Below are 24,711 nucleotides of genomic sequence, written 5' to 3'. Positions count from 1 at the left end.
TCGTTTTTTCAATGTAATATGAAATTTGTCGCCAAATAATACGCGAAATTCATCCTAATTTTTGTGCAGTGCCGCAATGTGTATGCCGCAATTCTGTGCAGTTTGCTCGTGGACTAGATATCGGGCGCGCACCGGTCCGGTAGAGGTGTGATCCGGAAAGATCGCGCGACATTCCAAAGGTTTCGCGGCGCTTGCCGTTTTCCGTTCCGGTCCGTTGCAGTATTCGGTCCGCATCTTGCAGACTTACCGGCGTTACTCCCCCGACCGCATAGCCCTTGCGGAGACCGATCATGCGAATAATCACTGTCGCCGCAGCCCAGATGGGACCGGTGGCGAAAGCCGAGAACCGTCGCCAGGTCGTCGAGCGGCTGATTGCAATGCTGGAGACGGCGGCCGGACGCGGCGCCGGCCTCGTCGTCTATCCGGAACTGGCGCTCACGACGTTTTTTCCCCGCTGGTATTTCGAAAGCGAGACAGAGCTCGACGCCTATTACGAGCGCGAGATGCCGGGACCGGAGACGGCACCTCTGTTCGAGAAGGCGAAGCGGCTCGGGATCGGGATCTCGATCGGCTACGCGGAACTGACACCGGACGGGCGGCGCTTCAATACCTCGATCCTCGTCGGCCCGGACGGGGCGCTGCTCGGCAAGTACCGCAAGATCCACCTGCCCGGCCACAAGGAGAACGAACCCTGGCGCGCCTTCCAGCATCTGGAGAAGCGCTACTTCCTCCCCGGCAATCTCGGCTTTCGGGTCTTCGACGGCTTCGGCGGGCGGATCGGCATGTGCATCTGCAATGATCGCCGCTGGCCAGAGACCTACCGGGTGATGGGGTTGCAGGGCGTGGAAATGGTTCTGCTCGGTTACAATACGCCGATCCACAATCCTCCGGCACCGGAGCATGACCGCCTGTCCTGGCACCATAATAGTCTGGTCATGCAGGCGGCCGCCTACCAGAATGCCACCTTCGTCGTCGGCGTCGCCAAGGCCGGGATGGAAGAGGGGGTGCACCATATGGGCGGCACCCAGATCATCGCGCCCACCGGGGAGACCATCGCGTCAGGGGTGACCGAGGGGGACGAGGTGATCGTCGCGGATTGCGATCTCGACCTCTGCGCCTCCTACCGGCAGAGCGTCTTCGCCTTCGAACGTCATCGCGAGCCGGACGCCTACCGGCTCATCACAGGCACCAAGGGCTGCGTCACGCCGGAGGAGGCGGTCCGGATCGATCCGGCGCTCGGTCATGAGGATTAGTCCGGCGTCTTTCATTTTCGAGCGCTCTCCGCTCACGGAGGAGGAAAATTTGGTTACCGAGCACCGCATCCTGCTGATCAATCCGAACGCGACCGAATATGTCACCGAGCGCATGGCCGTCGCTGTGCGCGAGGAACTCGGACCCGACTGGTATGTCGAGGAAATGACCAACACGGGCGCGCCCTCGATCATCACCGACGATGCCGGGCTGGAGCTCGCGACCAACCTGATGATCGAGGCCTTCGACAAGGGGCGCGATCCGCTCGACGGGGTGATCGTCGCGGCTTTCGGCGACCCGGCGCTGCAGGAACTGAAAGCCAAGCTTTCCGTCCCGGTGGTCGGGATCGCCGAGAGCGGCATGCTGGAAGCCGCCGAATACGGGAGCTTCGCCATCGTCACGCCGACGCCGGACCTGTTCGATCCGATCAACGGACTGGCCGAGCGCTACGGTGTCCGTGACAGGCTGGCGGTCCAGCTGACGACCAAGACCGATGCCTATGTGCTGATGAGCCAGCCGGAAGCTCTGGTGAAGACGTTGCGCGAGATGATCGACGAGGTGGTCGCGCGCGGCGACGTCAATGCCGTTGTGATCGGCGGCGGCCCGCTCGCCGATGCGGCCAAGGCGCTTGCCGCGAACAATCCGCCCTGTCCGATCGTCGGGCCGGTTCCGGCTGCGGCCCGGCGGATTCGCAAGATGATCAAAGGTGCCTGAGGTGAGCGGACGCGATTTCCTCGGATACGGCCGGACTCCTCCACACGCCGAATGGCCCGGCGGCGCCCGGCTCGCCGTCTCCTTCGTGGTGAATGTCGAGGAGGGGGCGGAATATTCCGTCAGCCTCGGAGATGCACGGAACGAGGATGTCTACGAGATCGTCGAGCGGGTCGACGGGGCGCCCGATCCCTGCAAGGACACCCATTTCGAGTACGGCACCCGCGCCGGCTACTGGCGCGTCATGGACCTGCTCGACCGTTACGGCGTGAAGGCCTATGCCAATTGCTGTGCCCGGGCGCTGACCCTGTCGCCCTGGATGGCCGAGGATCTGGTCGCCCGCGGGCACGAGATCGGCTGTCACTCCTATCTTTGGGAACGCCATGCCGGGATGGAGGAGACGCGGGAGCGCGAGATCATCGCGAACTGCGTCCGGGACATCGAGGCCGTCGCGGGCGTGCGCCCGGTCGGCTGGCATACCCGGTCGGCGCCGAGCCCGAACACCCGCCGCCTGCTGGTCGAGGATGGCGGCTTTCTTTACGACAGCGACGCCTATAACGACGACCTTCCCTTCGTCACGGAGGTCGGCGGCAAGAGCCATGTGGTCGTGCCCTACGGGTTCGACACCAACGACATGCGTTTCCAGCGCGGCGGCGGCTTCGTCTTCGCCGAGGATTTCGCCAAGTACTGCATCGATGCCATCGACTGGCTCTGGGCCGAGGGCGCGGAGCGGCCGAAGATGATGACCATCGGCCTGCATCTCCGCATCATCGGTCGGCCGGGGCGCATTGCCGGGCTCGAGGCGGTGCTGAAACATCTCGCCGGCCTGGACGGGATCTGGTGCGCTCGGCGGGACGAGATCGCGCATCATTGGCGCCGGCTTGCGGGTCTGCCAGAATGGCAAGAGGGAATGGGCGCCTGAGGGAGACGACTGCCCGGTATGCGATCAGTTCGAGGCGGGCTTTGCTCAGAAAGTGAGCAGGAATATGGTCCGGCGACAACTGGTGGATCTTGGAACGTTATGATTCCAAAGTAAAAAAGCCGGACGCATTCTGGTCTCTATCTTGCAGATAACCGGCAGGCGCGCGTTTGGACCGCTCCTTTGCAGGTTCCGGATTCCTCGACGCTCTCTTCCTCCAGGCGGTTCCTCGCCGCCAAAAATCAAAGAACAGGAGTGGCAAATGGGTAAATTCAAGACTCTCGTGGCATCGGCCGTCATCGGCGCGGGCATGCTGGCCTCGGCCGGCCAGGCCCAGGCGGTCGACTGGATCATGGCTTCCGGTTATCCGGACAGCAATTTCCTCACCAAGAACCTCAAGCTGTTCATCGAGGACGTGAAATCCAGCTCTTCGGTGAATATCCAGCTGAACCCGAACGACACGCTGATCAAGCTCGACGCGATCAAGACCGCGGTGCAGCGTGGCCAGGTGCCGATCGGCGAGATCCGTCTCGGCGTTTACGGCAACGAGGACCCGATGTATGTCCTCGCGGGCCTGCCTTTCATCGCGCCGGACTATGCCGCAGCCTGGCTGCTGAAGGATCTGCAGAAGGAATATTTCGACGCGATCTTCAAGAAGGCCGGCATGCGGGTGCTGTTCTACCAGCCGTGGCCGGGCCAGGGCTTCTACACCAAGTTCCCGGTGACCAAGGTCGAGGATTTCTCCGGCAAGAAGCTGCGGATCTATTCCACCGCGACGCAGAAGATGGGTGAAATGCTCGGCTTCGACGCCACCATCCTGCCCTTCGCGGAAATCCCGCAGGCCTTCTCCACCGGCCTGATCGAGGCGCTCTTCACCTCGCCGCAGACCGGTATTGACATCCAGGCCTGGGACAACACCTCCAACTTCACCTATGCCGGCGCTATCTTCTCCAAGAACGCGGTCATCGTGAGCGAGCGGGCTTTCTCCGCGCTCTCCGCGGAAGACCAGGCGGCCATGCTGGCCGCGGCCGAGAAGGCCGAGCTCCGCGCCTGGGAAATGAGCGCGGCGACCACCGCCGAGCAGATGGCGGTGCTGGCGAAGAACGGCATGACGACGGCCAAGGCGCCGGAAGCCGTGACCGCGAAGATGAAGGAAATCGGTCTCGAGATGATGAAGGGCTGGCGTGAAACGGCGAGCCCGGAAGCGATCGCCATCCTCGATCGCTATCTCGCCCTTCAGTAACCTATTGGGCGGCGGCCGCCGGAGTTCCGGCGGCCGCACACCTGTAATAAAGAATTTCAGGATTTATTCCGGGGACATTCCATGGCGGTACGACGTCTGTTGGACGGGCTCTATCTCGGAAGCGGTTATCTTTCCGCGCTGTTCCTGGTGGCGATCGCCGTCACCATCGTGGCGCAGATCGTCGGACGCTTCTTCGGCGTGGCCGTGGACTCGACGGAAAGCGCCGGCTTCTGCCTAGCCGCCTCGACCTTCCTCGGTCTCGCCTACACTTTCAGGCATGACGGTCATATCCGCGTGACGCTGCTGGTCCGGCTCGCCTCCGGGCCCCTAGGCAAGCTGACCGAGCTCTGGGCCGTCGGTTTCTGTGCTGCCGGCATGGCCTACATGGCCTACTGGGCCGGCGACCAGGTCTATTTCTCCTTCACGTTCGGAGAGAAGAGCAAAGGTCTGCTCGCCATCCCGCTCTGGATCCCGCAGTCGGCCATGGCGCTCGGGACCGGGATCCTGACCATCGCCCTTGTCGACGAGTTCATCAGCATTCTGCTCGGCCGCACGCCGAGCTATGTCGAGAACTCCACCGCGCTCTTCCAGGGGGAGAATGACTGATGGATGCGGGCGTTATTTCCGTCATTCTGTTCGTGCTGATGCTCGGTCTGCTGGCGTCGGGCATCTGGGTCGCGCCGGCGCTTCTTGCCGTCGGTTTCGTTGCCATTCAGTTCTTCTCCACCGTTCCGGCCGGCATCACCCTTGCCGGCACGGTCTGGGACGCGAGCTGGAACTGGGCGCTGACCGCCCTGCCGCTGTTCGTCTGGATGGGCGAGATCCTGTTCCGCACGCGATTGTCGTCCGACATGTTCAACGGGCTCTCGCCCTGGCTCGCGCGCCTGCCGGGCGGGCTGCTGCACGTCAATATCGTCGGCTGCGGTGTGATGGCCGCTGTCGCAGGCTCCAGCGCCGTGACCTGCGCCACCGTCGGCCGGATGAGCATTCCGGAGCTGAAGAAGCGCGGCTACGACGAGAAGCTCTCCATCGGCACGCTGGCCGGGTCCGGCACGCTCGGTCTGCTGATCCCGCCGTCGATCATGCTGATCGTCTATGGCGTGATCGCGCAGCAGTCCATTTCGCGCATGTTCATCGCCGGGGTGGTTCCGGGCATCCTGATCATTTCCATCTTCATGGCCTATGTTGCCATCCGTGCATTGCTCAATCCCGAACTGGCCCCGCCGGAGCCTGAACGGCTGAGCTTCTGGCAGAAGGTGAAGGCCTCGCGTCTCTTGTTCCCGGTGGTGCTGCTGATCTTCTGTGTGATCGGCTCGATCTATGGTGGCTTCGCGACGCCGACCGAGGCGGCGACGATCGGCGTACTCGGCGCGCTGGCGCTCGCCTGGTGGTCGAAGTCGCTGACCTGGGCCTCCTTCATGGAAAGCCTGATGGGCGCGGTCCGCACCTCCTGCATGATCGCGTTCATTCTGGCGGGGGCGGCCTTCCTCTCCATCGCCATGGGTTTCACCGGCGTGCCGCGCGTGCTGGCGGGCTATGTCGATGCCTGGAACCTCTCGCCGGCGATGCTGCTGGTGCTGCTGACCGTTCTCTACATCTTCCTCGGCTGCTTTCTCGACGGGGTTTCCATGATGGTGCTGACCGCGGCCGTGGTGCTGCCGATGGTGGAGAGCGCGGGGATCGACCTGATCTGGTTTGGCATCTTCACGGTGATCGTCGTCGAGATGGCGCAGATTACTCCGCCGGTCGGCTTCAACCTGTTCGTGCTGCAGGGCATGACCGGGCGCGACATCCTGCAGGTGACGAAGGCATCCGTGCCGTTCTTCTTCCTGATGCTGCTCGGCATCCTGATCATCGGGATCTTCCCGGAACTGGTGACTTGGCCGGTCGAGTACATGGTGCGGAAGAACTGACGCCGTTCACACGGCGGAAACGGATTCCGGAACGGTGAGGGGAACGCGGCTGCGCGCGTTGCCCGCATTGGCCAGCTTGGCCGCGAGCCGGAGAAATTCCGTCTGCTCCGCAGCGTCGAGCCCGTCCAATATCAGGCCCTGGATCTCCCGCACCACCGGCGAGACTGTGTGGAGAAGCGCGGCTCCCTCGGCGGTCAGATGGAGTTCCCGTGCCCTCCGGTCCCTGTCGCTGACACGCCGGCCGATCCAGCCTCGTTCGACCAGACGATCGAGCACGCTGCCCATTGTTGCGCGGTCATAGGCGATGAAACCCGCCAGCGTCGCCTGATCGACCCCGGGATTGTCATTCAGCGCCGCCATCGCGGCGTACTGAACCTGGGTCAGGTCGAAACCTTCCGCCTTCATCCGGTCCTGGAACACCGAGACCGAGATCTGGTTCAGGCGCCGTATCAGATGGCCGGCCATGCCGTGGATCTCGAGCGTCATCGCGGATCTCCGGTTGCAAATTAGATAGTAAGTATACTTATCAACTTGACCTCCAGGCGCAACGGGTATTCAGTTCTCCGGACGCCGATACCGTATGCCGCCGCGTTGAAGATGGCGGGCAAGGGAGGAATTGATGGCGGGTCGATCCATACTGATCGCCGGTGGCGGCATTGGCGGGCTTGCGGCTGCGGCGGGCCTCGCGCAGAAGGGCATTGCCTCGATCGTGTTCGAGCAGGCGGCCGAACTGGGCGAGATCGGAGCCGGCATCCAGATCGGCCCGAACGCATTCCATTCCTTCGACACGCTCGGCGTCGGCGACGAGGCGCGGGCGAAAGCGGTCTATATCGATGCGCTCCGCCTTATGGATGCCAAGGAAGGCGGCGAGATCGCGCAGATCCCGCTCGGCGAGGACTTCCGCCGCCACATGGGCAATCCCTATGCCGTCGTGCACCGCGCGGACCTGCACAAGGTGCTGCTGGATTATTGCGTGGCGAGCCCGCTGGTCGAGCTCCGCACCAGTCACAGATCGCTGGGCTATGAGCAGGACGGCAGCAGCGTCACCCTGAAGCTCGACGGCCGCGAACCGGTGACCGGATGTGCGCTGATCGCGGCCGAAGGGCTGCGCTCTCCGATCCGGGCCCAGCTTGTCGGCGACGGCGAGCCGCGTATCTCCGGACACACGACCTACCGTTCTGTGATCCCGACGGAGCAGATGCCCGAGGACCTGCGCTGGAACGCGGCGACCCTCTGGGCCGGGCCGAAATGCCATATCGTCCATTACCCGCTGAAGGGCTGGAAGGTCTTCAATCTGGTGGTGACCTATCACCGTGACCTGCAGGAGGCGATTTCCGGCCGGCCGGTTTCCAAGGAAGAAGTCGCGCAGGGCTTCGAGCATATCCATCCGCGCGCCCGGCAGATCATCGAGCATGGCGAGAACTGGAAGCTCTGGGTGCTCTGCGACCGCGATCCGGTGGACAAATGGGTCGACGGGCGTGTCGCGCTGCTTGGCGATGCCGCCCATCCGATGCTGCAATATTTCGCCCAGGGCGCCTGCATGGCGATGGAGGACGCGGTCTGCCTCGCCCATTGCATGGAGAGTCACGACGGAATCGAGGCCGCGCTCAACACCTATCGCGACATGCGGCTGCCGCGCACCACGCGGGTCCAGGTCAGCAGCCGCCTGATCGGCGATTACATCTATCACCCGGACGGCGCCATCGCGGCGACCCGGAACCAGATCATGTCGAGCCGCACGCCGGAGGAATGGTACGACCGGCTGCACTGGCTCTATGGCTCGAACGGATTGCAGAACTGAGAGGAGACGAGGCTATGGGACCGGACAAGGACAAGGCGGCGGCCCCGCACGGCATGCAGCCGCACGACACGCCGGAGCTGCGCGCACTTTATAAAGGCTTCGAGGAAGAGTCGTTGCTGCCGCTCTGGACCCAGCGCGCCGACCTGATGCCCTCGCATCCCTCGCCGAAAGCCGTTCCTCATGTCTGGAAATGGTCGAAGTTGCTGCCGCTCGCGGAAAAATCCGGCGAGCTGGTGCCGGTCGGCCGCGGCGGAGAGCGCCGCGCCATCGGCCTCGCCAATCCGGGGCTCGGCGGCAACGCCTATGTCAGCCCGACCATGTGGGCCGCGATCCAGTATCTCGGCCCGAAAGAAACCGCGCCGGAGCACCGGCATTCCCAGAACGCCTTCCGCTTCGTGGTCGAAGGCGAAGGGGTCTGGACGGTGGTCAACGGAGATCCCGTCCGGATGAGCCGGGGCGACCTGCTGTTGACCCCGGGCTGGCACTTCCACGGCCACCAGAACGTGACCGACAAGCCGATGGCCTGGATCGACGGGCTCGATATCCCGTTCTCGCAGCAGAACGATGTCGGCTTCTTCGAGTTCGGCCCGGAGAAGGTGAGCGATGCCTCGACACCGGAATTCTCCCGCGGCGAGCGGCTGTGGTGCCATCCGGGCCTGCGTCCGCTCTCCCGACTGAAGGCGACGCCGAGCTCGCCGATCGGCGCCTATCGCTGGGTCCACACCGACCGGGCGCTCTCCGAGCAGCTGAAGCTCGAAGACGAGGGCTACGACGTCACCGTCGAGAAGGGTCATGCGGCAATCCGCTATGTGAACCCGACCACCGGCGGCGACGTCATGTCAACCATGCGCACCGAGTTTCACCGCCTTCGCGCCGGAACCGCGACGGTGTCGCGCCGCGAGGTAGGGTCCTCTGTCTTTCAGGTCTTCGACGGCAAGGGTGCGGTGGTACTGGACGGCACAAAGCATAAGCTGGAGAAGGGCGACATGTTCGTCGTTCCGTCCTGGGTGCAGTGGTCGCTGCAGGCGGAAACCGGTTTCGATCTCTTCCGTTTTTCGGATGCCCCGATCATGGAGCGGCTGAATTTCGCCCGCACCGAAATCGATGGCGTAATCGAACCGCGTTGAGGCCGACTGCGACACTGAGAGCGGTTGCGTTTCGAGGGTCCTTCCTGTACCAAGGACCTCTCAAATGAGAATGACTCGCATTTCGGTGTTTGCAGACGAGGGGCCACATGCGCTTCGAGCGTTTCTTCTGGACGATTTTGACGGTGCTGGCGTCGGCGGTGCTCTCTGTTTCCGTGAGTGCTGCCGATCTTTCCGGTAAGCGCCTTCTGGTCGAACTGAACAAGATGGAGCCGGCGGGCGAGGATTGCCGCACCACCTGGGTGCTGAACAACGGCACCGGAGCGGATCTGGCACGCCTCAAGCTCGACATTGTTGCCTTCGACTCCGACGGCATTGTTGCGCGCCGCGTCGGCGCCGAACTCGGGCCGATCGGCACCGGGCACACGCGGGTCAAGCTCTTCGATCTGAAATCCATCGAGTGCGGCAATGTGCGCCGGATGCTGATGAACGGCGTGCTTGCCTGCGAGGTCGAGGGGGCCGAGGCTGCCTCTCTGGAACAGTGCGCCAGCAGCATCGAAACCGCCGCGCGGACGACGGTTCCCTTCACCCAGTGAGCGGACGGCGCGCGCCGGTCCCGGGAGAAATGCAATGACGTCAGCTATCGATCAGGTGCAGAGGTTCATGGAGGCGGGTGGGCCGATCATGTATCTGCTCGCGCTCTTGTCCGTCCTGGCGACCACCGTGTTCGTCTCCAAGCTGGTGCAGTTCCAGATGCTGCGCCTTTGGGGCGGCGGCGATCGGGACGACGCGCTGAGGCTTTGGCGGTCCGGGCAGGGATCGGCCGCCGTCGCACGGATTGACGGCGACGAGCATCCCGCGTCCGCGATGGCGCGATATGCGATGCAACTCCGCCTTAGCGGCAAGTTGAACGATGCCGGGATGCGCGAGGAAGTGGAGCGTGTCGCAGGGCTCTTTCTCGACCGACTTTCCTCCGGCCTGCGTCTACTTTCCGCAATCGCGATGCTGAGCCCGCTGATCGGTCTGCTCGGAACGGTGATCGGCATGATCGATGCGTTCCAGGCGCTGGAAGAGGCGGGGAACAAGGTCGATCCCTCGATCCTTTCCGGCGGTATCTGGGTTGCCCTGCTGACAACGGCGGCCGGTCTCGTCGTCGCCATTCCCGCGACCGCGGCGCATCAGTTGCTCGATGGCATCGTCGAGCGCGCAGGGCGGGCGATGGAAGACGCGGCAACGCAGGTCTTCACCGCCGCGCCGGGCATCGCCGAAGAAAAGATGGCCCGCCGCGCGCCGGCAGCGGCCGTTCTGCAGGGCGCGGAGTAGGCGGACATGCGCCTCGCAGCGCGGCGGCGGCGTCCTTCGGCGGAGATATCTCTCACGCCGCTGATCGACGTGGTCTTCATCCTTCTGGTGTTCTTCATGCTGGCTTCCAGCTTTCTTGACTGGCGCGCCATCGGTCTGCAGACGGCGACTCTCGGCGGGGCCGGTGCGGTATCCGAAGGTTCTGTTCTTGTGAAGCTGCGGTCCGACGGCGGTTTTCTCGTCTCTGGCGAGAGCATGGATCATGCCGCGTTCTCCGAGCGGCTGGCGTCGCTGGCCGGGCGCGGGAAAAAGCCGAAGATCGTCCTTGAGGCGGAGCGCGGCGTGCCGTTGCAGGCTCTGGTCGACACCGTCGACCTAGCGGCGGCACAGGGGCTGACCGACGTCACGCTCGCCGGCCGCCGGGAGCGCTGAGGAATGCGCCTTGTCAAACCAAAGCGGAAATCCGCGGCCGAGAACGTGCTGCCTCTGATCAACGTGGTCTTCCTGCTGCTGATCTTTTTCATGCTGGCCGGTGCGTTGGAAAAGGCGGACATGCTCAACATCGACCCGCCGGAAACCCTTGCGACGGAGCTGCCGGACGATACAACCGCGATTCTGCTCGTCGACGAACAAGGCGCCCTGTCCTTCCGGGACGAGATTGTCGGACGCGATCAGATCGTCGCGCGGCTGACGGCCTGGTTCGCGGAGCACCCGGACGGGCGTCTCAAGCTTAAGGCCGATGCAAAGAGCGACGCGGCCGAGGTGATCGCGCTGATCGAGGAACTCCGGGCGGTCGGTCTGAAGGAACTTGGCCTTTTGGCGACGGGGGCGTCATGAGCGCGGTGATCGGGCGGCGCGTTGACTTCTCCTCCAAGGTGGCCGGCTTTACGGTCGCCGTGGTGCTGCATGGCGCGGCGATCTGGTCGATGGCTGCCTTTCAGGATCCCGCGACAAGTGCGTTCGATGCGGCGTCGGGCGGACTCACCGTTATGATTGGCGAGGCGGGCGGCGCGCAGGAGATCGGCGAGGTCGGTGCGGCGCAGGCCGAAGGCGTTGTCGAGGGCACGGCCGAGGAGGTGACGCTGGAACAGGCGCCTCCTGTGGAGATGGTTCAAAGCATCACCGACACGACGGTGCCGGTCGAGACGGCCCCGATCCCAGAGGCAGTGGAGACGGTGGTCGCGGAGACGGTGCCGGCCGAACCTGTGGAGGTCTCAGAGCCGGTTGAACCCGCGCCGGTCGTCGCGGAGGCGGTCGAAGTACCGGTCGTGGAGGCGGAGACCGTCCAGGCGGTCTCGGAACCCGTTGCCCCGGCGCCGGTACCCCAGCTCCGGCCGGAGCCGAAGCCGCAACCTGTCACGGCGGCGGTCGCGGTTCCACCACGCCCGGTCAAGGCGGTGGAACCGGTTGAGGCAAAGGCCGCGAAGCCTGATCCGGCACCGTCGGCGGAGCCAGCGTCGGAACGGTCTGTCGCAGAGAAGAAGAAGGGATCGGGCGCGTTCTTCGATGCAGCGGCCTCTTCGCCGACCCTCTCGACCACAGCCGGCACATTGCAGGCGGCGTCGGGCGGAGGCGGTGCGGCTGGCGCGCGCAAATCCTACCTCGCGTCGCTTCAGAGCTGGCTCGAACGGCACAAGAAGTATCCGCGTGCGGCGCGCCTCAGACGCTATGAGGGAACGGTCCAGTTCCGCTTCCTGATCGACCGCGCCGGAAGCGTGCTCGAGCATTCGATTGTCGAGAGTTCCGGAAAGCGGGTTCTGGACGAGGCGGTTCTCGAGCTCCTGAAGCGGGCGAACCCGATGCCCTCCATGCCTCCGGAAATCGGCGGCGCCACGCTCGAACTGACGACATCGATCGATTTCAGACTCCGCTGACGGCGTCCTGCGGCGGGTTCTGTCATGAATGAATATCCGCATCACTAATGAGAATGATTTGCATTTACGAAATTGCCGCATTATGACATTGATCAACAATGCGGTGGGGAATGCCGCTTCGCGTGATCTGGAAAAAGCAGGAGTAGCCGAGTTGTTGGCGGGGACACCCTCGGACAAGCCGGAAGACGGTGAGACCGCTTCCGCTGCGCAATCGGACGGTTCGGACGAGAAGACCCGAATCCATGTGAGCGACCTGATGGGGAACGACCGGGAGGTCTTTCTTCTCTTCAACGGCGCCGAATACCGGCTCCGCGTTACCAACAACAACAAGCTCATCCTGACGAAATAACCGGATCACCGGGGCGCCGCTCCGGCCTGCAACATTCAGCCACCCAGCCTTTTCGCTAGGCAGCTAACCACCAGCGACCTTCTGACGAAGAGGCTTTTGAATGCGTGTTTACATCGCTGCGGCGGCGTGTATCGCCACCGCTGTGGCCCTGCCGGCTGATGCCCAGGAGGCCACACGGCTCGACCGGATCGTGATTTCCGCGGGCAAGGAAAAAGTAGCCATCGAGACCCCGCAATCGGTGTCCGTCGTCGACCAGGAAGACCTGGAAGCGGCGCAGCCGACCACCATCGGCGACGTGCTGACCGACCTGCCGGGCGTGAAGGCGATCGGCTCCGAGCGGGTGCTCGGCGAGAGCTTCAACATCCGCGGTATCGGCTCGCTCGGCTCCGCCGACGAGAACCGGCTGATCGTCCGCGTGGACGGCGCCACCAAATTCCACGAGCAGTACCGGATGGGGTCCTTCTTTTCCGACCCTGAACTCTACAAGGGCGTCGAAGTGCTGCGCGGCCCGGCCTCCTCGACACTCTATGGCTCCGGTGCGCTCGGCGGCGTGATCGACGTCACGACCAAGGATGCGGCCGATTATCTGAAGGGGGACGACAAGTACGCGTTCCGGCAGAAGTTCGAGGCCCACGACAACGAGTCCGGTTTCCTGACCTCGAGCATCTTCGCCGCGCGGCCCGTCGACGACCTGGATCTCCTCGGCGCCTTCAACTACCGCCGGGCGGGAGAGTATGAGGACGGCGACGGCAATGCTGTGACCGGCTCGGACTTCGAGGCGCCGTCGGGTCTGCTGAAAGGGACCTACCGGTTCGGTGCGGACAAGGAGCACAAGCTGCGCGCCTCCTATCAGCACTGGGAAACCGAGGATAAGAACGACAACTACTCCCAGACCAATACCTCGCTCAATTTCGGCTATATCGACCGAGAGGTACGAGATCAGACCGCGGTGCTGAGCTACGGCTATACGCCGGCGAACAACCCGCTGATCGACCTGGAGGTTTACGGTTCCTATTCGAACACCGAGGTGGATCAGTATAATTCCACCCTGAAGAACACGAGCACATCTCAGCTCTTCCAGGACACTTTCTACGCCTACGAGACCTGGCAGGCTCGGGTCGAGAACACGGCGTCCTTCAGCGGCCAGTCTTACGAGAACCATCTGATCACAGGCGTCAGCACCGCCTTCCAGACCCGCACCGCCGATACGCCGGTCAGCACGGTCAGCACGACCGGCGGGATCGACTTCCACCCGGGCGGCGAGACCGAGCAGTATGGCGTCTATGTCCAGGACGAGCTGGTGCTCTGGGACAAGCTGACACTGATCCCCGGTATCCGTCTGGATCACCAGTCCATCACGCCGTCGAGCAGCGTGAGCTTCAGCCAGGACAGTGTCGAGAACACCGCGCTTTCCCCGAAGCTGGCCGCGCATTACCAGCTCAACCCGAACTGGGGCGTCTTCGGTTCCGTCTCCTATACAGAGCGTCTGCCGGTGCTGGACGAACTGTTCGACGCCAATAGCGGCAACCTCAATCTTGATCCGGAACAATCCTTCAATGTGGAGGGCGGCGTCGCCGCGTCCTTCCGGGACATCGCGTTGGACAGCGATGCCTTCACCGCGAAGACGACGCTGTTCCGCAACGAGGTCGAGAACCTGATCGAGCGCGAGAACACCCGGGCGACCTTCTACAATGTCGGCCAGGCGGAGATCGTCGGCGTCGAGTTCGAGGCGTCCTACGAATCCACATATTTCTTCTCGCGCGCGGCCTACACGATGATCCGCGGCGAGAATACCGAGACCGACGAGGATCTGAACTCGATCCCGGCCGACGAACTCGTCCTGACGCTGGGCGGCCGTCTTCCCGAGCAGGACCTGTCTTTCGGTTGGCGCGGCGTCTTCGCCGCTGGGCAGGACAAGGTCTCCGGCACCACCCTCACGACCAACGGCTACACGGTGCACAACCTGTTCGCCAGCTGGAAACCGTCCGAGGGCGTGATGGAAGGAACCGAAGTGCGCTTCGGCGTCGAGAACCTGCTCGACAAGAATTATCGCGAGCACCTTTCGGGCGACAACGCGGCGGGCCGGACCTTCCGGATCACGCTCGCACGCCAGTTCTGAGGAGAGAAACATGACAAGACAATCGGCGGAACAGCTGCTCGCAGAGCTCAATCGGATGAAGGAAGAGGAGGGAGCGGTCCGTGCAAGATCGGCCGCCGCCGTACTCGGCGTCCCGGAGGCAGCTCTTCTCGAGGCGCGAGAGCTCGACGGCAGCGTCCGCCGGTTGTCTGTCTCCGGAATGGAGGTCGTTCCGCTGATCGAACGGCTGCCCGCAGTCGGGGATGTCTTGGTTCTCACGCGCAACGAATATTGCGTGCACGAGAAGACGGGCGTGTTCGAGAACATGCGCTTCAACACGCATATGGGCTCGGCCTTCGGGAAGGAGATCGATCTCCGGATGTTCTTCACCAAATGGGTGACGGGGTTCCACGTGGTCGACGAGTCGCCGAAAATGACCCGTCACTCCCTGCAGTTCTTCGACGCGTCCGGGACGGCGGCGTTCAAGATCTACGCCGTCAAGGGCACCGATCTCGGCGCCTTCGTCGCGCTCGCGGAGGAGTACACGGACCCGTCACCGAAACCGCTTGTGTTCTCGGAGCCGGAAGCGGCGAAGCAGGACAGGCCCGATGCCGAGATCGATGTCGAGGATCTACGTGGCCGCTGGAGCCGCCTCGGTAACGGCCACCAGTTCAATCGGATGCTGGCAGAACTGGGCATCGGCCGGCTACAGGCACTGCGGCTGGCGGGTCAGGACTTCGCCCGACCGGTGCCAGTGACCTCCGTCGAATACATGCTGAACAGCGTTGCCGGGAGCGGGTTGCCTATCATGTGCTTCGTGCGCAGTCCCGGATGCGTGCAGGTTCATTCCGGGCCGGTCAAGACGATCAAGCGGGCTGCGGGCTGGCTCAATATCCTCGATCCGCGCTTCAATCTGCATCTGAGGGACGACGCGATCGCCGCCTGCTATCTGGTCTGCAAGACATCGACCGAGAAGGGGCTGAACATCACCTCGCTCGACAGTTTCGATGCCGACGGCAACGTGATCTGCCAGTTCTTCCCGGTCCGCGAGGAGGGCGCCGAGGAGCCGGAAGCCTGGCTCGATCTGGTCAACGGGTTCGTCACGGGAGAGGCGGCATGAGACGGCTACCGTCCCTTTTGCTCGCCGCGGCGCTCTTGCTCGTGCAAGCGGCGCACGCGGACAGCCCGCAGCGGATCGTCTCCGCCGGCGGAGACATCACCGAGATCATCTACGCGCTCGGCGCCGGCGACCGGGTGATCGCGGTCGACAGCACCTCGAACCATCCCGCCGAGGCGGCCTCGAAAGAGCAGATCGGCTATATCCGCAGGCTCGCCGCCGAGGGGATCCTCTCCTTGCAGCCGGATTTGTTGATCGCCGCGCACGATGCCGGACCTCCGGCGGCCGTCGAGCAGCTTCGCGCCGCGGGGCTGCGCGTCGAACTGGCGCCGAAGGGGGATACTCCGGACGGCGTGCTCGGAAAGGTTCGTTTCGTCGGCAAGGCGCTCGGCATGGATGCGGAAGCCGAGGCGCTCGCGGGGCGTATCGAGACCGACTTGAGCAAGGCCATCGAAACCGCCAAAAGCTACACGGATAGCCCTCGGGTAATCTTCGTGCTGAGCGAACGCGACGGTGCGCCGCTGGTCGCCGGCGCGGAGACGTCCGCCGACGCGATCATCGCCCTGGCCGGCGCGGCGAACGCCGCCGAGGGCTTTTCCGGCTACAAGCCGATGTCGCAGGAGGCGATCATCGAGGCGGCGCCGGACGTGCTGCTGATGATGTCCCAGACCGTCGAGCGCCTGGGAGGCATCGATGCCATGCTCGCCCGCCCCGATTTCTCCCTGACGCCGGCCGGCAAGGAACGCCGCTACGTTGCTATGGAAGGCATGTTTCTGCTCGGCTTCGGTCCACGGGCGCCGGAGGCGGTGCGGTCGCTCGCTACGGCCCTGCGCGGCGGCTGAACGGAATGTCCGGGACCACCGTCCTGCCGCGCCAGGCGGCGGCGCGATTAGCCGGGACTCCGGTCTTCGCGCTGCTCGGGGCGGCTCTGCTGATCGTCGCCTTCGCCGAACTGGTGCTCGGCCCGGTGAAGCTCGGGCCCGGCGACCTGCTGGCAGTGCTCTTGGGCGAGGGGGAGCGAGGGCCGAGCGCGATCCTGCTGCAGATCCGCCTGCCGCGCGCGGTGCTCGGTCTCGCCGTCGGTTTCGGTCTCGCGCTTTCCGGCTGTGCCATGCAGGGGGTGCTGCGCAACCCGCTGGCGGATCCCGGCCTGATCGGCGTGACCGCGGGGGCAGCGGTGGGGGCCGTCTCCGTCATCGTACTCGGAAACTATTTCATGGGAGACCTCCCGGCTCCTGTGCGGCCCTACGCCCTGCCGCTCGGCGCCTTCATCGGTGGCATGCTCGTCACCGGTTTCGTCTTCTCGCTCTCGCGACGCAGCGGCGGAACAAATGTCGCGATGCTGATCCTTGCGGGCGTTGCGGTGAACGCCATCGCCGGTGCCCTGATCGGCGCCATGGTCTATATCAGCGACGACCAGCAGCTGCGCGACCTGACCTTCTGGTCCATGGGCTCGATCGCGTCCGGAAACTGGATGCAGGTCTCCGTCACCACGGCGCTCGCAATGGCAGCTACACTCGGGCTGCTGACCATGGGCCGCTCCCTCGATCTCTTCCAGCTCGGCGAGCGCGCCGCATTTCATGCGGGGATCGATATCGAGCGTGAGAAATGGCGCATCGCGCTGATGACGGCGATCGCGGTCGGGGCGGTGACGGCGGCGGCGGGGCCGATCGGCTTCATCGGTTTGGTCGCCCCGCACATGGCCCGGCTGATCGTCGGCCCGGCGCACCGCAACGTGCTGCCGGCGGCGGCGCTGATCGGCGGCGCGCTGATCCTCGGTGCCGATCTCGCGGTCCGGCTCGCGGTACCGCCGACCGAACCGCCGATCGGGCTCGCCACCAGCATGATCGGCGGGCCGTTTTTCCTCTGGTTGCTGATGCGGCGCCTGAAGCGGGGAAGCCTCTGATGTTGGAAGCGCAGGGGGTCTGGCACAGCTTCGGACGGACGGCGGTGCTGCGGGATGTCAGCGTCACGGTGCGGCCCGGCGAGATGGTCGCGCTCTGCGGCCCGAACGGGGCCGGAAAGTCGACGCTGCTCGCGGTCATGGCCGGGGACTACACGCCGAAGCAGGGCGGGGTTCATATCGACGGACAGAGAGTCACAGGCCTTTCTCCCGATGTGCTTGCCCGGCGACGCGCCGTACTGGAGCAATCGCCGACCCTGAGCGCGGCCTTCACCGTCCGCGAGCTGCTGGCGCTCGGCATTCCGCGCGACGTGCCGCCGGAGCGGGCAAACCTGCTGATTGGGGAGACACTGCGGGACGTCTCACTTCTTGATCGTGCCGACGACAATTGCCTGATCCTATCCGGAGGCCAGCGCCACCGGGCGCATCTGGCGCGCGTCCTGGTCCAGCTCGCGGCGTCCGACAAGGCTTGCGGTTACTTGATGCTGGACGAGCCGACAGCCAGCCTCGACATCGCGCACCAGATCGCCACGATGCGGATCGCCCGGCGCGCAGCGCGGATGGGGGAGGGCGTGCTTGTTGTTCTGCACGATCTCAACCTCGCCGCCGCCTTCGCCGACCGGGTGGTGCTGATGCATCAGGGACGCGTCGTCGCGGACGGGGCGGGGACGGACGTCTTCACAGCGGCGCGGCTGAGCGCCATCTATGAAACCGAGATTGCCGTGGAAGAGGCCGGGGACGGCCGCCCGCGCATCGTGCCGGTCTACGATCCGGACACGCAGCCGGCCCGCAGGGCCTGAACGTCAGAGGAGAGACTCATGTATATCGCCATGAACCGGTTCAAGGTCCTGAAGGGATCGGAGGGAGACTTCGAGACCGTCTGGAAGACCCGGGACAGCCAGCTCGACAAGGTGCCGGGCTTCGTCGAGTTCCGCCTGCTCAAGGGGCCGGAGGCCGAGGATCACACGCTCTATGCCTCGCACACGCTCTGGAAGGACTACGAGGCCTTCGTCGCCTGGACCAAGTCGGATCATTTCCGCAAGGCGCACGCCAATGCCGGCAACAACAAACCGCTCTATGCCGGCCATCCGCAGTTCGAGGGCTTCGAGACCGTCCAGAAACTCTGAGGCCGCGCACGGGCCGGTATTGCGCCGCAACAAATTCGCTTGACCGCCCGGCCGGTCTCCCGCACCGTGACGGCATGATCGCGCGTTCGACCAATAGCAATACCACCCAACAGACCCGCAAACATGTGCGGGCCTGCGCGTTGTATTGCGGCCGGACGAGGGAGGACGGATCGAGATAGGATCGCCCTCTGGATCCAGACCAGAAGCAAACCACCAGGCCCCGCCGACATCCGTCCGCGGGGTTTTTTCATGTCCGGAGAATGGAAATGTCAGACCTCTCTGTCTTCATCAAGGCCCTCGGGATCGGTGTGGCCGTTGCGGCGCCTGTCGGTCCAATGAGTATTCTTCTGATGCGCACAACCCTTGCCCGCGGTTGGCGTAACGGGCTCGCCATCGGGGGCGGAATAGCGATCGCGGACGGCATGTTCGGCATGATCGCCGCGCTCGGCCTCGCCGGGATCTCAAGCTTCATGCTGGAGTATGAGAAGCCGCTGCATGTCGCCGCCGGACTGTTTCTGATCTATCTCGGCCTGCGCAAACTGTTCTCCCGCGGAGACGAGGATATGGCCGCGCGGCCGGTCTCGCGGGCGGGCTGGGCCCGCGACCTCGCGACCGCCTGGTTGTTGACCATGACCAACCCGCCGACCATCATCATGTTCGCGGCGGTCTTCACGGCGATCGCACCCGCCGGCGGTCTTGACGCGGCGGTCGCCCTTGTTACCGTGGCCGGCGTCTTCCTCGGTTCCATGCTCTGGTGGTGTTTCCTCGTCTCGGTCGTCAGCGGCGTACGTCACGCCATCGGGCACAAGGCACGGACCTGGATCGAACGGCTCTCTGGCATCGTTCTCGCCGCGCTCGGCATCAACGAGATCCGGCGCGGGTTCGCGGGGTAGGAGAGCGCATGCCGCCTGAAACCCCGCGCGGGGCTTGACCTCCGCCGGGGTTCTTCCAAACCCGATTTCAGACGTTATGATTGCGGCTGCAAGCGCCGGAAGGCGCGTCTTACATAGAGTGTCCATGTCGGATCAGGCCACCAATCTTCAAGCTTTGCTGCAACGCGCAGTGAGTGCGCACGGAGCGGGCAATCTCGTTGAGGCCGAAGAGGTTTATCGTCAGATCCTGGCTGAGAGTCCGGGACAGCCGACAGCACTTTATCTGCTCGGTGTGCTGGCGCTTCAGGTGGGGCGGCCCGCGGTCGCGGCGGAGTTGATCTCGCAAACGCTGCGCAGCCAGCCTGGCAACGCTGAAGCTTATTACAATCTCGGCAACGCCCATCTCGGGATGGGTCGGACGCAGGATGCAGAAGCCGCCTTTCAAAAGGCGATCGAGCTTCAGCCGGATTATGCCTCGGCGCATTATAACCTCGGTAATCTGCAGCAAACGGCGGGGGCTACGGAAAAGGCCGAGAGCAGCTTTCGCGCCGCACTGCGTCACGCGCCGGGCCTGGCTCAGGCCTGGTGCAATCTCGGACTTGTCCTCTTCGAGCAGGGGCGGGACGAGGAAGCGGTCGACGCGTACCGGACCGGGTTGAAGGGCGCGCCGGCATTGGCCGAAGGGCACAACAATCTCGGCAACGCGCTGACCCGGCTCGGGCGCAATGACGAGGCGCTCGCAAGCTATCGCGATGCGCTCCGTGCCAATCCTCTCTTCAGCGCGGCCTATCGCAATCTTGGGACAACGCTTCGTGCGGACAGTCAGGAGGAGAAAGCGGCAACGCCTTTCCGCAAGGCGCTTCTGATCGAACCCGGATCGGCAGAGAACTGCTATAATTTTGGCACCCTTCTGGAAGCGGCCGGAGACAAATTTCCGTGGCTTCGGCGTGCCCTCACGATACGGCCGAACTACATCGCCGCCCGGTATAATCTCGGGACCGCCTATCTCGCGGACCGGTTTTTGGACGAAGCCCAGCAAGCATTCCTGGACGTGGTCGCAAGATCGCCGGAGCATGCAAAAGCGTGGGGAAATCTCGGCGTCGTCGCGCAGAAAAGAGGCGAAACATTCATCGCCAAAGCTCAATACGTCAGGTCGATATGTCTTGAGCCAGACCGAACCGGTCCAATGGTGAATGCGGTTTCGGTCCTGAAGGCAGTGCCCGATTACGACGGAGCGATGAAGCTGGCGCGCGCCGGACGTGCCATCGAACCTCTTTCACCGGCGGTTCTGGGCGCGCTTGGCATGGTTTACCAGGCGAAGGGTGACAACCGGGCCGAGCGGCTGTTGCGTTCTGCGATCATTTCGGTGCCGGATGAGGCCCCTCAGTACCTGGATCTCGGTCTGGCGCAGAAAGAAAACAGCAATAGCGGTGGCGCCGAGTTGTCATTTCGGCGGGCACAATCGATCGCCCCTGATGAAGGGCTCGTTCTTGCGTATCTCGGGCTTCATCTCGCCGACTCGACCCGGTTCGAGGAAGCTTTCGCGCTATCGAACAGGGCCGTCGAACGGCAGCCTCGCAATCCGGATCTGCACCGCATGCTCCTGTTCTACTTGCAGTACATCCCGGGTATCGAGACGGAGCGCTATATGGCGGCCTATCGCCGCTTCGACAAGGAGATATGCGGCCCGCTGAAGCGCTTCCAGCAGCCGCATGGGAACCGCAGGGACCCGGAGAAGCGTCTCAAGATCGGTTATGTCGGGGCTTCCTATCAGCGTCATTCGAGCACCAGCTTCTTCTTGCCGTTGCTTCGCAATCACGACCATGACCGCTTCGAGATCTACAATTACGCGTTTCATTCGGACAAAGCGGACAGGTTCACTGATGAGATGCGTGCGCTCTCCGACCACTGGTTCCCGACATTCGGCGTAAGCGACCATGATCTGGCGAAACGCATCCGTGCAGACGGGATCGATGTCCTGGTGGATCTCATCGGGCACACGAGGGGCAGCAGATTGGGAGCTTTCGCGGAGAAGCCGGCGCCGGTTTCCATGCATTGGCTCGACCACGGCGTGACCACCGGACTGACGGAGATCGACTATTTTCTTGGCGATCCCGTGTTCACGCCCGAAGGGCGTGACGAAATGTTCTCCGAAAAGGTCTGGAACCTGCCGCGAACGGTATTCGCATACGAGCCGTTGTTCCCGGAAGAGGCCGTCGTCCCGTCGCCGGCCCTGGCCAAGGGACATGTGACCTTCGGCATTCTCTCCCGTGCCATCAAGGTCAATGACGGCATGATCCGCCTTTGGTCGTCGATCCTTCGATGTCTTCCGGATGCGCGGTTCGCGCTTTTCAGCCATTCCTGCCGCGACCGAGCCGTTGTGGAAGACTACGAGAGACGGTTCGCAGTCTGCGGAATCCCCAAGGAACGGCTCGATCTGGGTTTCAGCTTCAAAGCCGCGGACGCTCATGCCCAGATCGACATTCTGCTCGATACGGCCCCGCATTGCGCCGGTGTCACGTTCTCCGAATGTCTCCACATGGGCATCCCGGCGGTGACCCTACGCGGCAGGTCCGCAATCGGAACGCTTGGCAGCTCGATGTTGACCCAACTGGGGCATCCGGATTGGATCGCCGAAACCGAGGAAGACTATGTCCGCATCGCTTGCGGCCTCGCTTCCGACATCGAGAGGCTGGCATATCTGCGGCAGACCTTGCGGCAGGAGATGGAGCGGTCGCCGCTGATGGACGGTCCCGCCTTCGCACGCGATTTCGAGGCAGCCTGCCGCGCGATGTGGGTAAAGTGGTGCGCCACCGGGTAGCCGCGCGGGCCGCGGCTTCGCTTCCGTGTTGAATCTGTATTGAATTTTAGATTTATGCTGTTTATTGGCGACAGCTTTTTAACTTGTCTTTGTTTTAATAAAGCCAACCGTTGAGCCAAACTTGAATTTCATCAGGTTTTAGTTAATACGGTCGGAAGCATTCCGGATCGGCAATAATAATTTTTTCGGGTGGGGTTTCGTGAAGAACATCAATCTGTCGACCAAGATCCCAGCGCTTGTCGGGATCGCGACGGCGCTCTCGATCCTTGTGGTTGCTTCGTTCAGTTATTTCCAATCGGCGCGGCAAATGGAGGAGCGGGCGGTGGCCCAACTTGAGGCCATGTCGGTGGCACGCGTCGCCGCGCTCCGGACGCTGCTGGATTCCATCCGTGCCGACCTTAAGATTGTCGCCGCCAATACCGGCACGGACAAGGCGCTGAACGGTTTCAAATTCGGGTTCCGCCTGTTCGCGCGCAAGGGCAATCCGACAGAGACGCTGCAGAAGCTCTATATCGAGGACAATCCGAACCCGCCCGGCAGCAAGCAGCTGCTCGACAAGGCCGAGGACGATTCCGGATACACGAAATATCACCTCGAAAACCACCCCTGGTTCCGCAAGCTGGCCGAGGATCGCGGCTACGCCGACGTCATGCTGATCGATAACGAAGGCAACATTATCTACAGCGTGCTGAAGGATCAGGATTTCGCCACCAACCTGATCGAGGGTCCATGGAAGGATACCGTGTTGGCGCAGACGGTTGCGCGGATTGCGGAAAACCCGGAAGCGGGCCGGGTCACGATGACCGATTTCCATCCCTACGAGCCGCGCGGCGGCGCGCCGACGGCCTTTATCGCAACGCCGATCTTTGTCCGCGACGAGTTCGCGGGCAGTCTGGTTTTCCACATTCCCGACGCTCTGATCGACCGGCTGATGCGCGACACCACCGGTATGGGCGAAACCGGCGAGACCATTCTGGTCGGCGCCGACGGCCTGCTGCGCAGCTCTTCCCGGGTTTCCGGCGCGGAAGCCATACTGAATGCCAAAGCGGAGACCGAGTCGGCGGGCCGCGCTCTCGCGGGCGAGGAAGGCACCGTCAAAGGCGCGAACTATCTCGGAACCCCGGTCTACACCGTCTACAAACCGCTCGAGTTCTCGGGGGTGAAATGGGCGGTCCTCGGTGAGATGAGCGAGGCCGAAATCCTCGGTCCGGTGCGCGAGATGCGGAACATTCTCGCGATCGTCGGTGCCGTCTTGTTCGTGCTCCTTGCGGGCTTCGGGTACATCACGGCCCGCAAGGCGCTGCGGCCGGTCGTACAGATGACCGGGGTGATGAACGAGCTCTCCCAGGGCAATCTCGAGGTCGAGATACCCGGTGCCGGGCGTGGCGACGAGATCGGCGAGATGGCTGGAGCCGTCGAGGTGTTCCGCGAGAACATGGTCCGCAACGAGGAGATGAAGGCGGAGCAGGAGCGCTCCCAGCAGCGCCGCGAGGCCCGGGCGAAGAAGATCGAGGACATCACCCAGAACTTCGATAAGGCCGTGAGCGAAGCGCTTCGCAGCGTCGCCAGCGCGACCACGGAACTCGACTCAACCGCGCAGTCCATGGCGGGGATCGCTGAGAACACGCAGTCCCAGGCGGATTCCGTCGCCGCCGCGTCGAGCGAGGCGTCCTCGAACGTGGATATGGTGGCGGCCGCGGCCGAGCAGCTTGCCTCTTCGATCCGCGAGATCGGCCAGCAGGTGAGCGAGTCCACGCGGATCAGCGCGGAAGCCTCCGAGCAGGCCGAGCATACGCGGGAATCCGTGGTTGGGCTCGATCAGGCGGCGCAGAAGGTCGGCGAGATCGTCGGTCTCATCAACGACATCGCCGAACAGACCAACCTCCTTGCCCTGAACGCGACGATCGAGGCCGCGCGGGCGGGCGAGGCAGGCAAGGGCTTCGCCGTCGTCGCGAGCGAGGTGAAGAATCTCGCCAACCAGACCGCGAAGGCGACGGAGGAAATCACCACGCAGATTGCCGCCATGCAGTCGGAGACCGCCAGCGCGGTGAATGCAATCCGGACCATCACCGAGACCGTGGCACGGGTGAGCGAGATCGCGACCGGTATCGCCTCGGCGGTGGAGGAACAGAACTCGGCGACCTCGGAGATCAGCCGCAACGTTCAGGAGGCCGCGCAGGGTACCCAGATGGTGTCCGCGAACATCTCCTCAATGACCGAAGGGGCGCAGGAAACCGGAACCGCCGCGAGCCAGGTGCTGCAGACCGCTCGTGAGGTGGCGCAGCAGTCCAACTCGCTGAACGAGACCGTGCGCCGCTTCCTCGACGAGGTGCGCAACGCCTGACG

Annotated in this window: 24 protein-coding genes; 23 read left to right on the top strand and 1 reads right to left on the bottom strand. The window is 63.8% G+C overall.

Annotated features, from left to right (window positions below):
* Positions 1-290: 290 nt before the first annotated feature.
* From IG122_RS09900 to IG122_RS09875, 6 genes are all read left to right on the top strand, one after another.
* Complete coding sequence (locus IG122_RS09900) at positions 291-1,253, top strand: N-carbamoyl-D-amino-acid hydrolase (RefSeq protein ID WP_226893470.1); 963 nt, start codon at positions 291-293, stop codon at positions 1,251-1,253.
* 49 nt (positions 1,254-1,302) lie between these two features.
* On the top strand, positions 1,303-1,965 hold the full coding sequence (locus IG122_RS09895) for an aspartate/glutamate racemase family protein (RefSeq protein ID WP_193183014.1): 663 nt from the start codon (positions 1,303-1,305) through the stop codon (positions 1,963-1,965).
* Position 1,966: 1 nt separating this feature from the next.
* Entirely contained in the window at positions 1,967-2,884 is a 918-nt protein-coding gene (locus IG122_RS09890) for a polysaccharide deacetylase family protein (protein ID WP_319024854.1), read from the top strand.
* Between the two features lie 259 nt (positions 2,885-3,143).
* Complete coding sequence (locus IG122_RS09885) at positions 3,144-4,124, top strand: TRAP transporter substrate-binding protein (RefSeq protein WP_193183012.1); 981 nt, start codon at positions 3,144-3,146, stop codon at positions 4,122-4,124.
* A gap of 81 nt (positions 4,125-4,205) precedes the next feature.
* Positions 4,206-4,730: a TRAP transporter small permease gene (locus tag IG122_RS09880; RefSeq protein WP_193183010.1), complete on the top strand. Its 525-nt coding sequence runs from the start codon at positions 4,206-4,208 to the stop codon at positions 4,728-4,730.
* Positions 4,730-6,037, top strand: coding sequence for a TRAP transporter large permease (locus tag IG122_RS09875; protein ID WP_193183008.1), 1,308 nt, complete (start codon positions 4,730-4,732; stop codon positions 6,035-6,037). The genes IG122_RS09880 and IG122_RS09875 overlap by 1 nt, the downstream gene beginning before the upstream one ends.
* A 6-nt stretch (positions 6,038-6,043) precedes the next feature.
* On the opposite strand, the gene IG122_RS09870 is transcribed toward IG122_RS09875, so the two are convergent.
* Positions 6,044-6,523, bottom strand: a complete 480-nt coding sequence (locus tag IG122_RS09870) for a MarR family winged helix-turn-helix transcriptional regulator (protein ID WP_193183006.1) — start codon at positions 6,521-6,523, stop codon at positions 6,044-6,046.
* 133 nt (positions 6,524-6,656) lie between these two features.
* Here IG122_RS09870 and IG122_RS09865 point away from each other — a divergent pair, with 133 nt between their 5' ends.
* The 17 genes from IG122_RS09865 to IG122_RS24445 all read left to right on the top strand — a co-directional run bounded on the left by IG122_RS09865 (position 6,657) and on the right by IG122_RS24445 (position 24,709).
* Complete coding sequence (locus tag IG122_RS09865; RefSeq protein ID WP_193183004.1) at positions 6,657-7,838, top strand: 3-hydroxybenzoate 6-monooxygenase; 1,182 nt, start codon at positions 6,657-6,659, stop codon at positions 7,836-7,838.
* Positions 7,839-7,852: 14 nt separating this feature from the next.
* A complete protein-coding gene (locus tag IG122_RS09860) occupies positions 7,853-8,965 on the top strand; it encodes a cupin domain-containing protein (protein WP_226893469.1) in 1,113 nt (370 codons plus the stop codon).
* Between the two features lie 107 nt (positions 8,966-9,072).
* The gene (locus tag IG122_RS09855; protein ID WP_193183001.1) at positions 9,073-9,519 is read left to right on the top strand and encodes a Tat pathway signal protein; all 447 of its coding nucleotides are present in this window, start codon (positions 9,073-9,075) and stop codon (positions 9,517-9,519) included.
* A gap of 34 nt (positions 9,520-9,553) precedes the next feature.
* On the top strand, positions 9,554-10,246 hold the full coding sequence (locus IG122_RS09850; RefSeq protein ID WP_193182999.1) for a MotA/TolQ/ExbB proton channel family protein: 693 nt from the start codon (positions 9,554-9,556) through the stop codon (positions 10,244-10,246).
* A gap of 6 nt (positions 10,247-10,252) precedes the next feature.
* Positions 10,253-10,657 (top strand): ExbD/TolR family protein, encoded by a 405-nt coding sequence (locus tag IG122_RS09845; RefSeq protein ID WP_193182997.1) that lies wholly within the window; start codon positions 10,253-10,255, stop codon positions 10,655-10,657.
* 3 nt (positions 10,658-10,660) lie between these two features.
* Positions 10,661-11,062: an ExbD/TolR family protein gene (locus tag IG122_RS09840; RefSeq protein ID WP_193182995.1), complete on the top strand. Its 402-nt coding sequence runs from the start codon at positions 10,661-10,663 to the stop codon at positions 11,060-11,062.
* On the top strand, positions 11,059-12,099 hold the full coding sequence (locus IG122_RS09835) for an energy transducer TonB (protein ID WP_193182993.1): 1,041 nt from the start codon (positions 11,059-11,061) through the stop codon (positions 12,097-12,099). The genes IG122_RS09840 and IG122_RS09835 overlap by 4 nt, the downstream gene beginning before the upstream one ends.
* A gap of 28 nt (positions 12,100-12,127) precedes the next feature.
* Positions 12,128-12,448 carry a hemin uptake protein HemP gene (gene hemP, locus IG122_RS24550; RefSeq protein ID WP_264299719.1) on the top strand — a complete coding sequence of 107 codons (321 nt, stop codon included), beginning with the start codon at positions 12,128-12,130 and terminating at the stop codon, positions 12,446-12,448.
* Between the two features lie 100 nt (positions 12,449-12,548).
* Entirely contained in the window at positions 12,549-14,567 is a 2,019-nt protein-coding gene (locus IG122_RS09825; RefSeq protein ID WP_193182991.1) for a TonB-dependent receptor domain-containing protein, read from the top strand.
* 10 nt (positions 14,568-14,577) lie between these two features.
* A complete protein-coding gene (locus IG122_RS09820) occupies positions 14,578-15,645 on the top strand; it encodes a hemin-degrading factor (RefSeq protein WP_193182990.1) in 1,068 nt (355 codons plus the stop codon).
* Positions 15,642-16,484: a heme/hemin ABC transporter substrate-binding protein gene (locus IG122_RS09815; RefSeq protein WP_193182988.1), complete on the top strand. Its 843-nt coding sequence runs from the start codon at positions 15,642-15,644 to the stop codon at positions 16,482-16,484. The genes IG122_RS09820 and IG122_RS09815 overlap by 4 nt, the downstream gene beginning before the upstream one ends.
* Before the next feature lie 5 nt (positions 16,485-16,489).
* The gene (locus tag IG122_RS09810) at positions 16,490-17,548 is read left to right on the top strand and encodes a FecCD family ABC transporter permease (RefSeq protein WP_193182986.1); all 1,059 of its coding nucleotides are present in this window, start codon (positions 16,490-16,492) and stop codon (positions 17,546-17,548) included.
* The gene (locus IG122_RS09805; RefSeq protein WP_193182984.1) at positions 17,548-18,345 is read left to right on the top strand and encodes a heme ABC transporter ATP-binding protein; all 798 of its coding nucleotides are present in this window, start codon (positions 17,548-17,550) and stop codon (positions 18,343-18,345) included. The genes IG122_RS09810 and IG122_RS09805 overlap by 1 nt, the downstream gene beginning before the upstream one ends.
* 18 nt (positions 18,346-18,363) lie before the next feature.
* Entirely contained in the window at positions 18,364-18,672 is a 309-nt protein-coding gene (locus tag IG122_RS09800) for an antibiotic biosynthesis monooxygenase family protein (protein WP_193182982.1), read from the top strand.
* A 266-nt stretch (positions 18,673-18,938) separates the two neighbouring features.
* Positions 18,939-19,565 carry a LysE family translocator gene (locus IG122_RS09795; RefSeq protein ID WP_193182980.1) on the top strand — a complete coding sequence of 209 codons (627 nt, stop codon included), beginning with the start codon at positions 18,939-18,941 and terminating at the stop codon, positions 19,563-19,565.
* A 124-nt stretch (positions 19,566-19,689) separates the two neighbouring features.
* Positions 19,690-22,365, top strand: a complete 2,676-nt coding sequence (locus IG122_RS09790) for a tetratricopeptide repeat protein (protein WP_193182978.1) — start codon at positions 19,690-19,692, stop codon at positions 22,363-22,365.
* A 199-nt stretch (positions 22,366-22,564) separates the two neighbouring features.
* Complete coding sequence (locus tag IG122_RS24445) at positions 22,565-24,709, top strand: methyl-accepting chemotaxis protein (RefSeq protein WP_193182976.1); 2,145 nt, start codon at positions 22,565-22,567, stop codon at positions 24,707-24,709.
* Positions 24,710-24,711: the final 2 nt, after the last annotated feature.

The sequence above is a fragment of the Nisaea sediminum genome, assembly GCF_014904705.1.
Classification (GTDB): domain Bacteria; phylum Pseudomonadota; class Alphaproteobacteria; order Thalassobaculales; family Thalassobaculaceae; genus Nisaea; species Nisaea sediminum.
The sequence above is the reverse complement of the archived record's forward strand: the minus strand, read 5'-3'. Positions and strand labels throughout refer to the sequence as shown.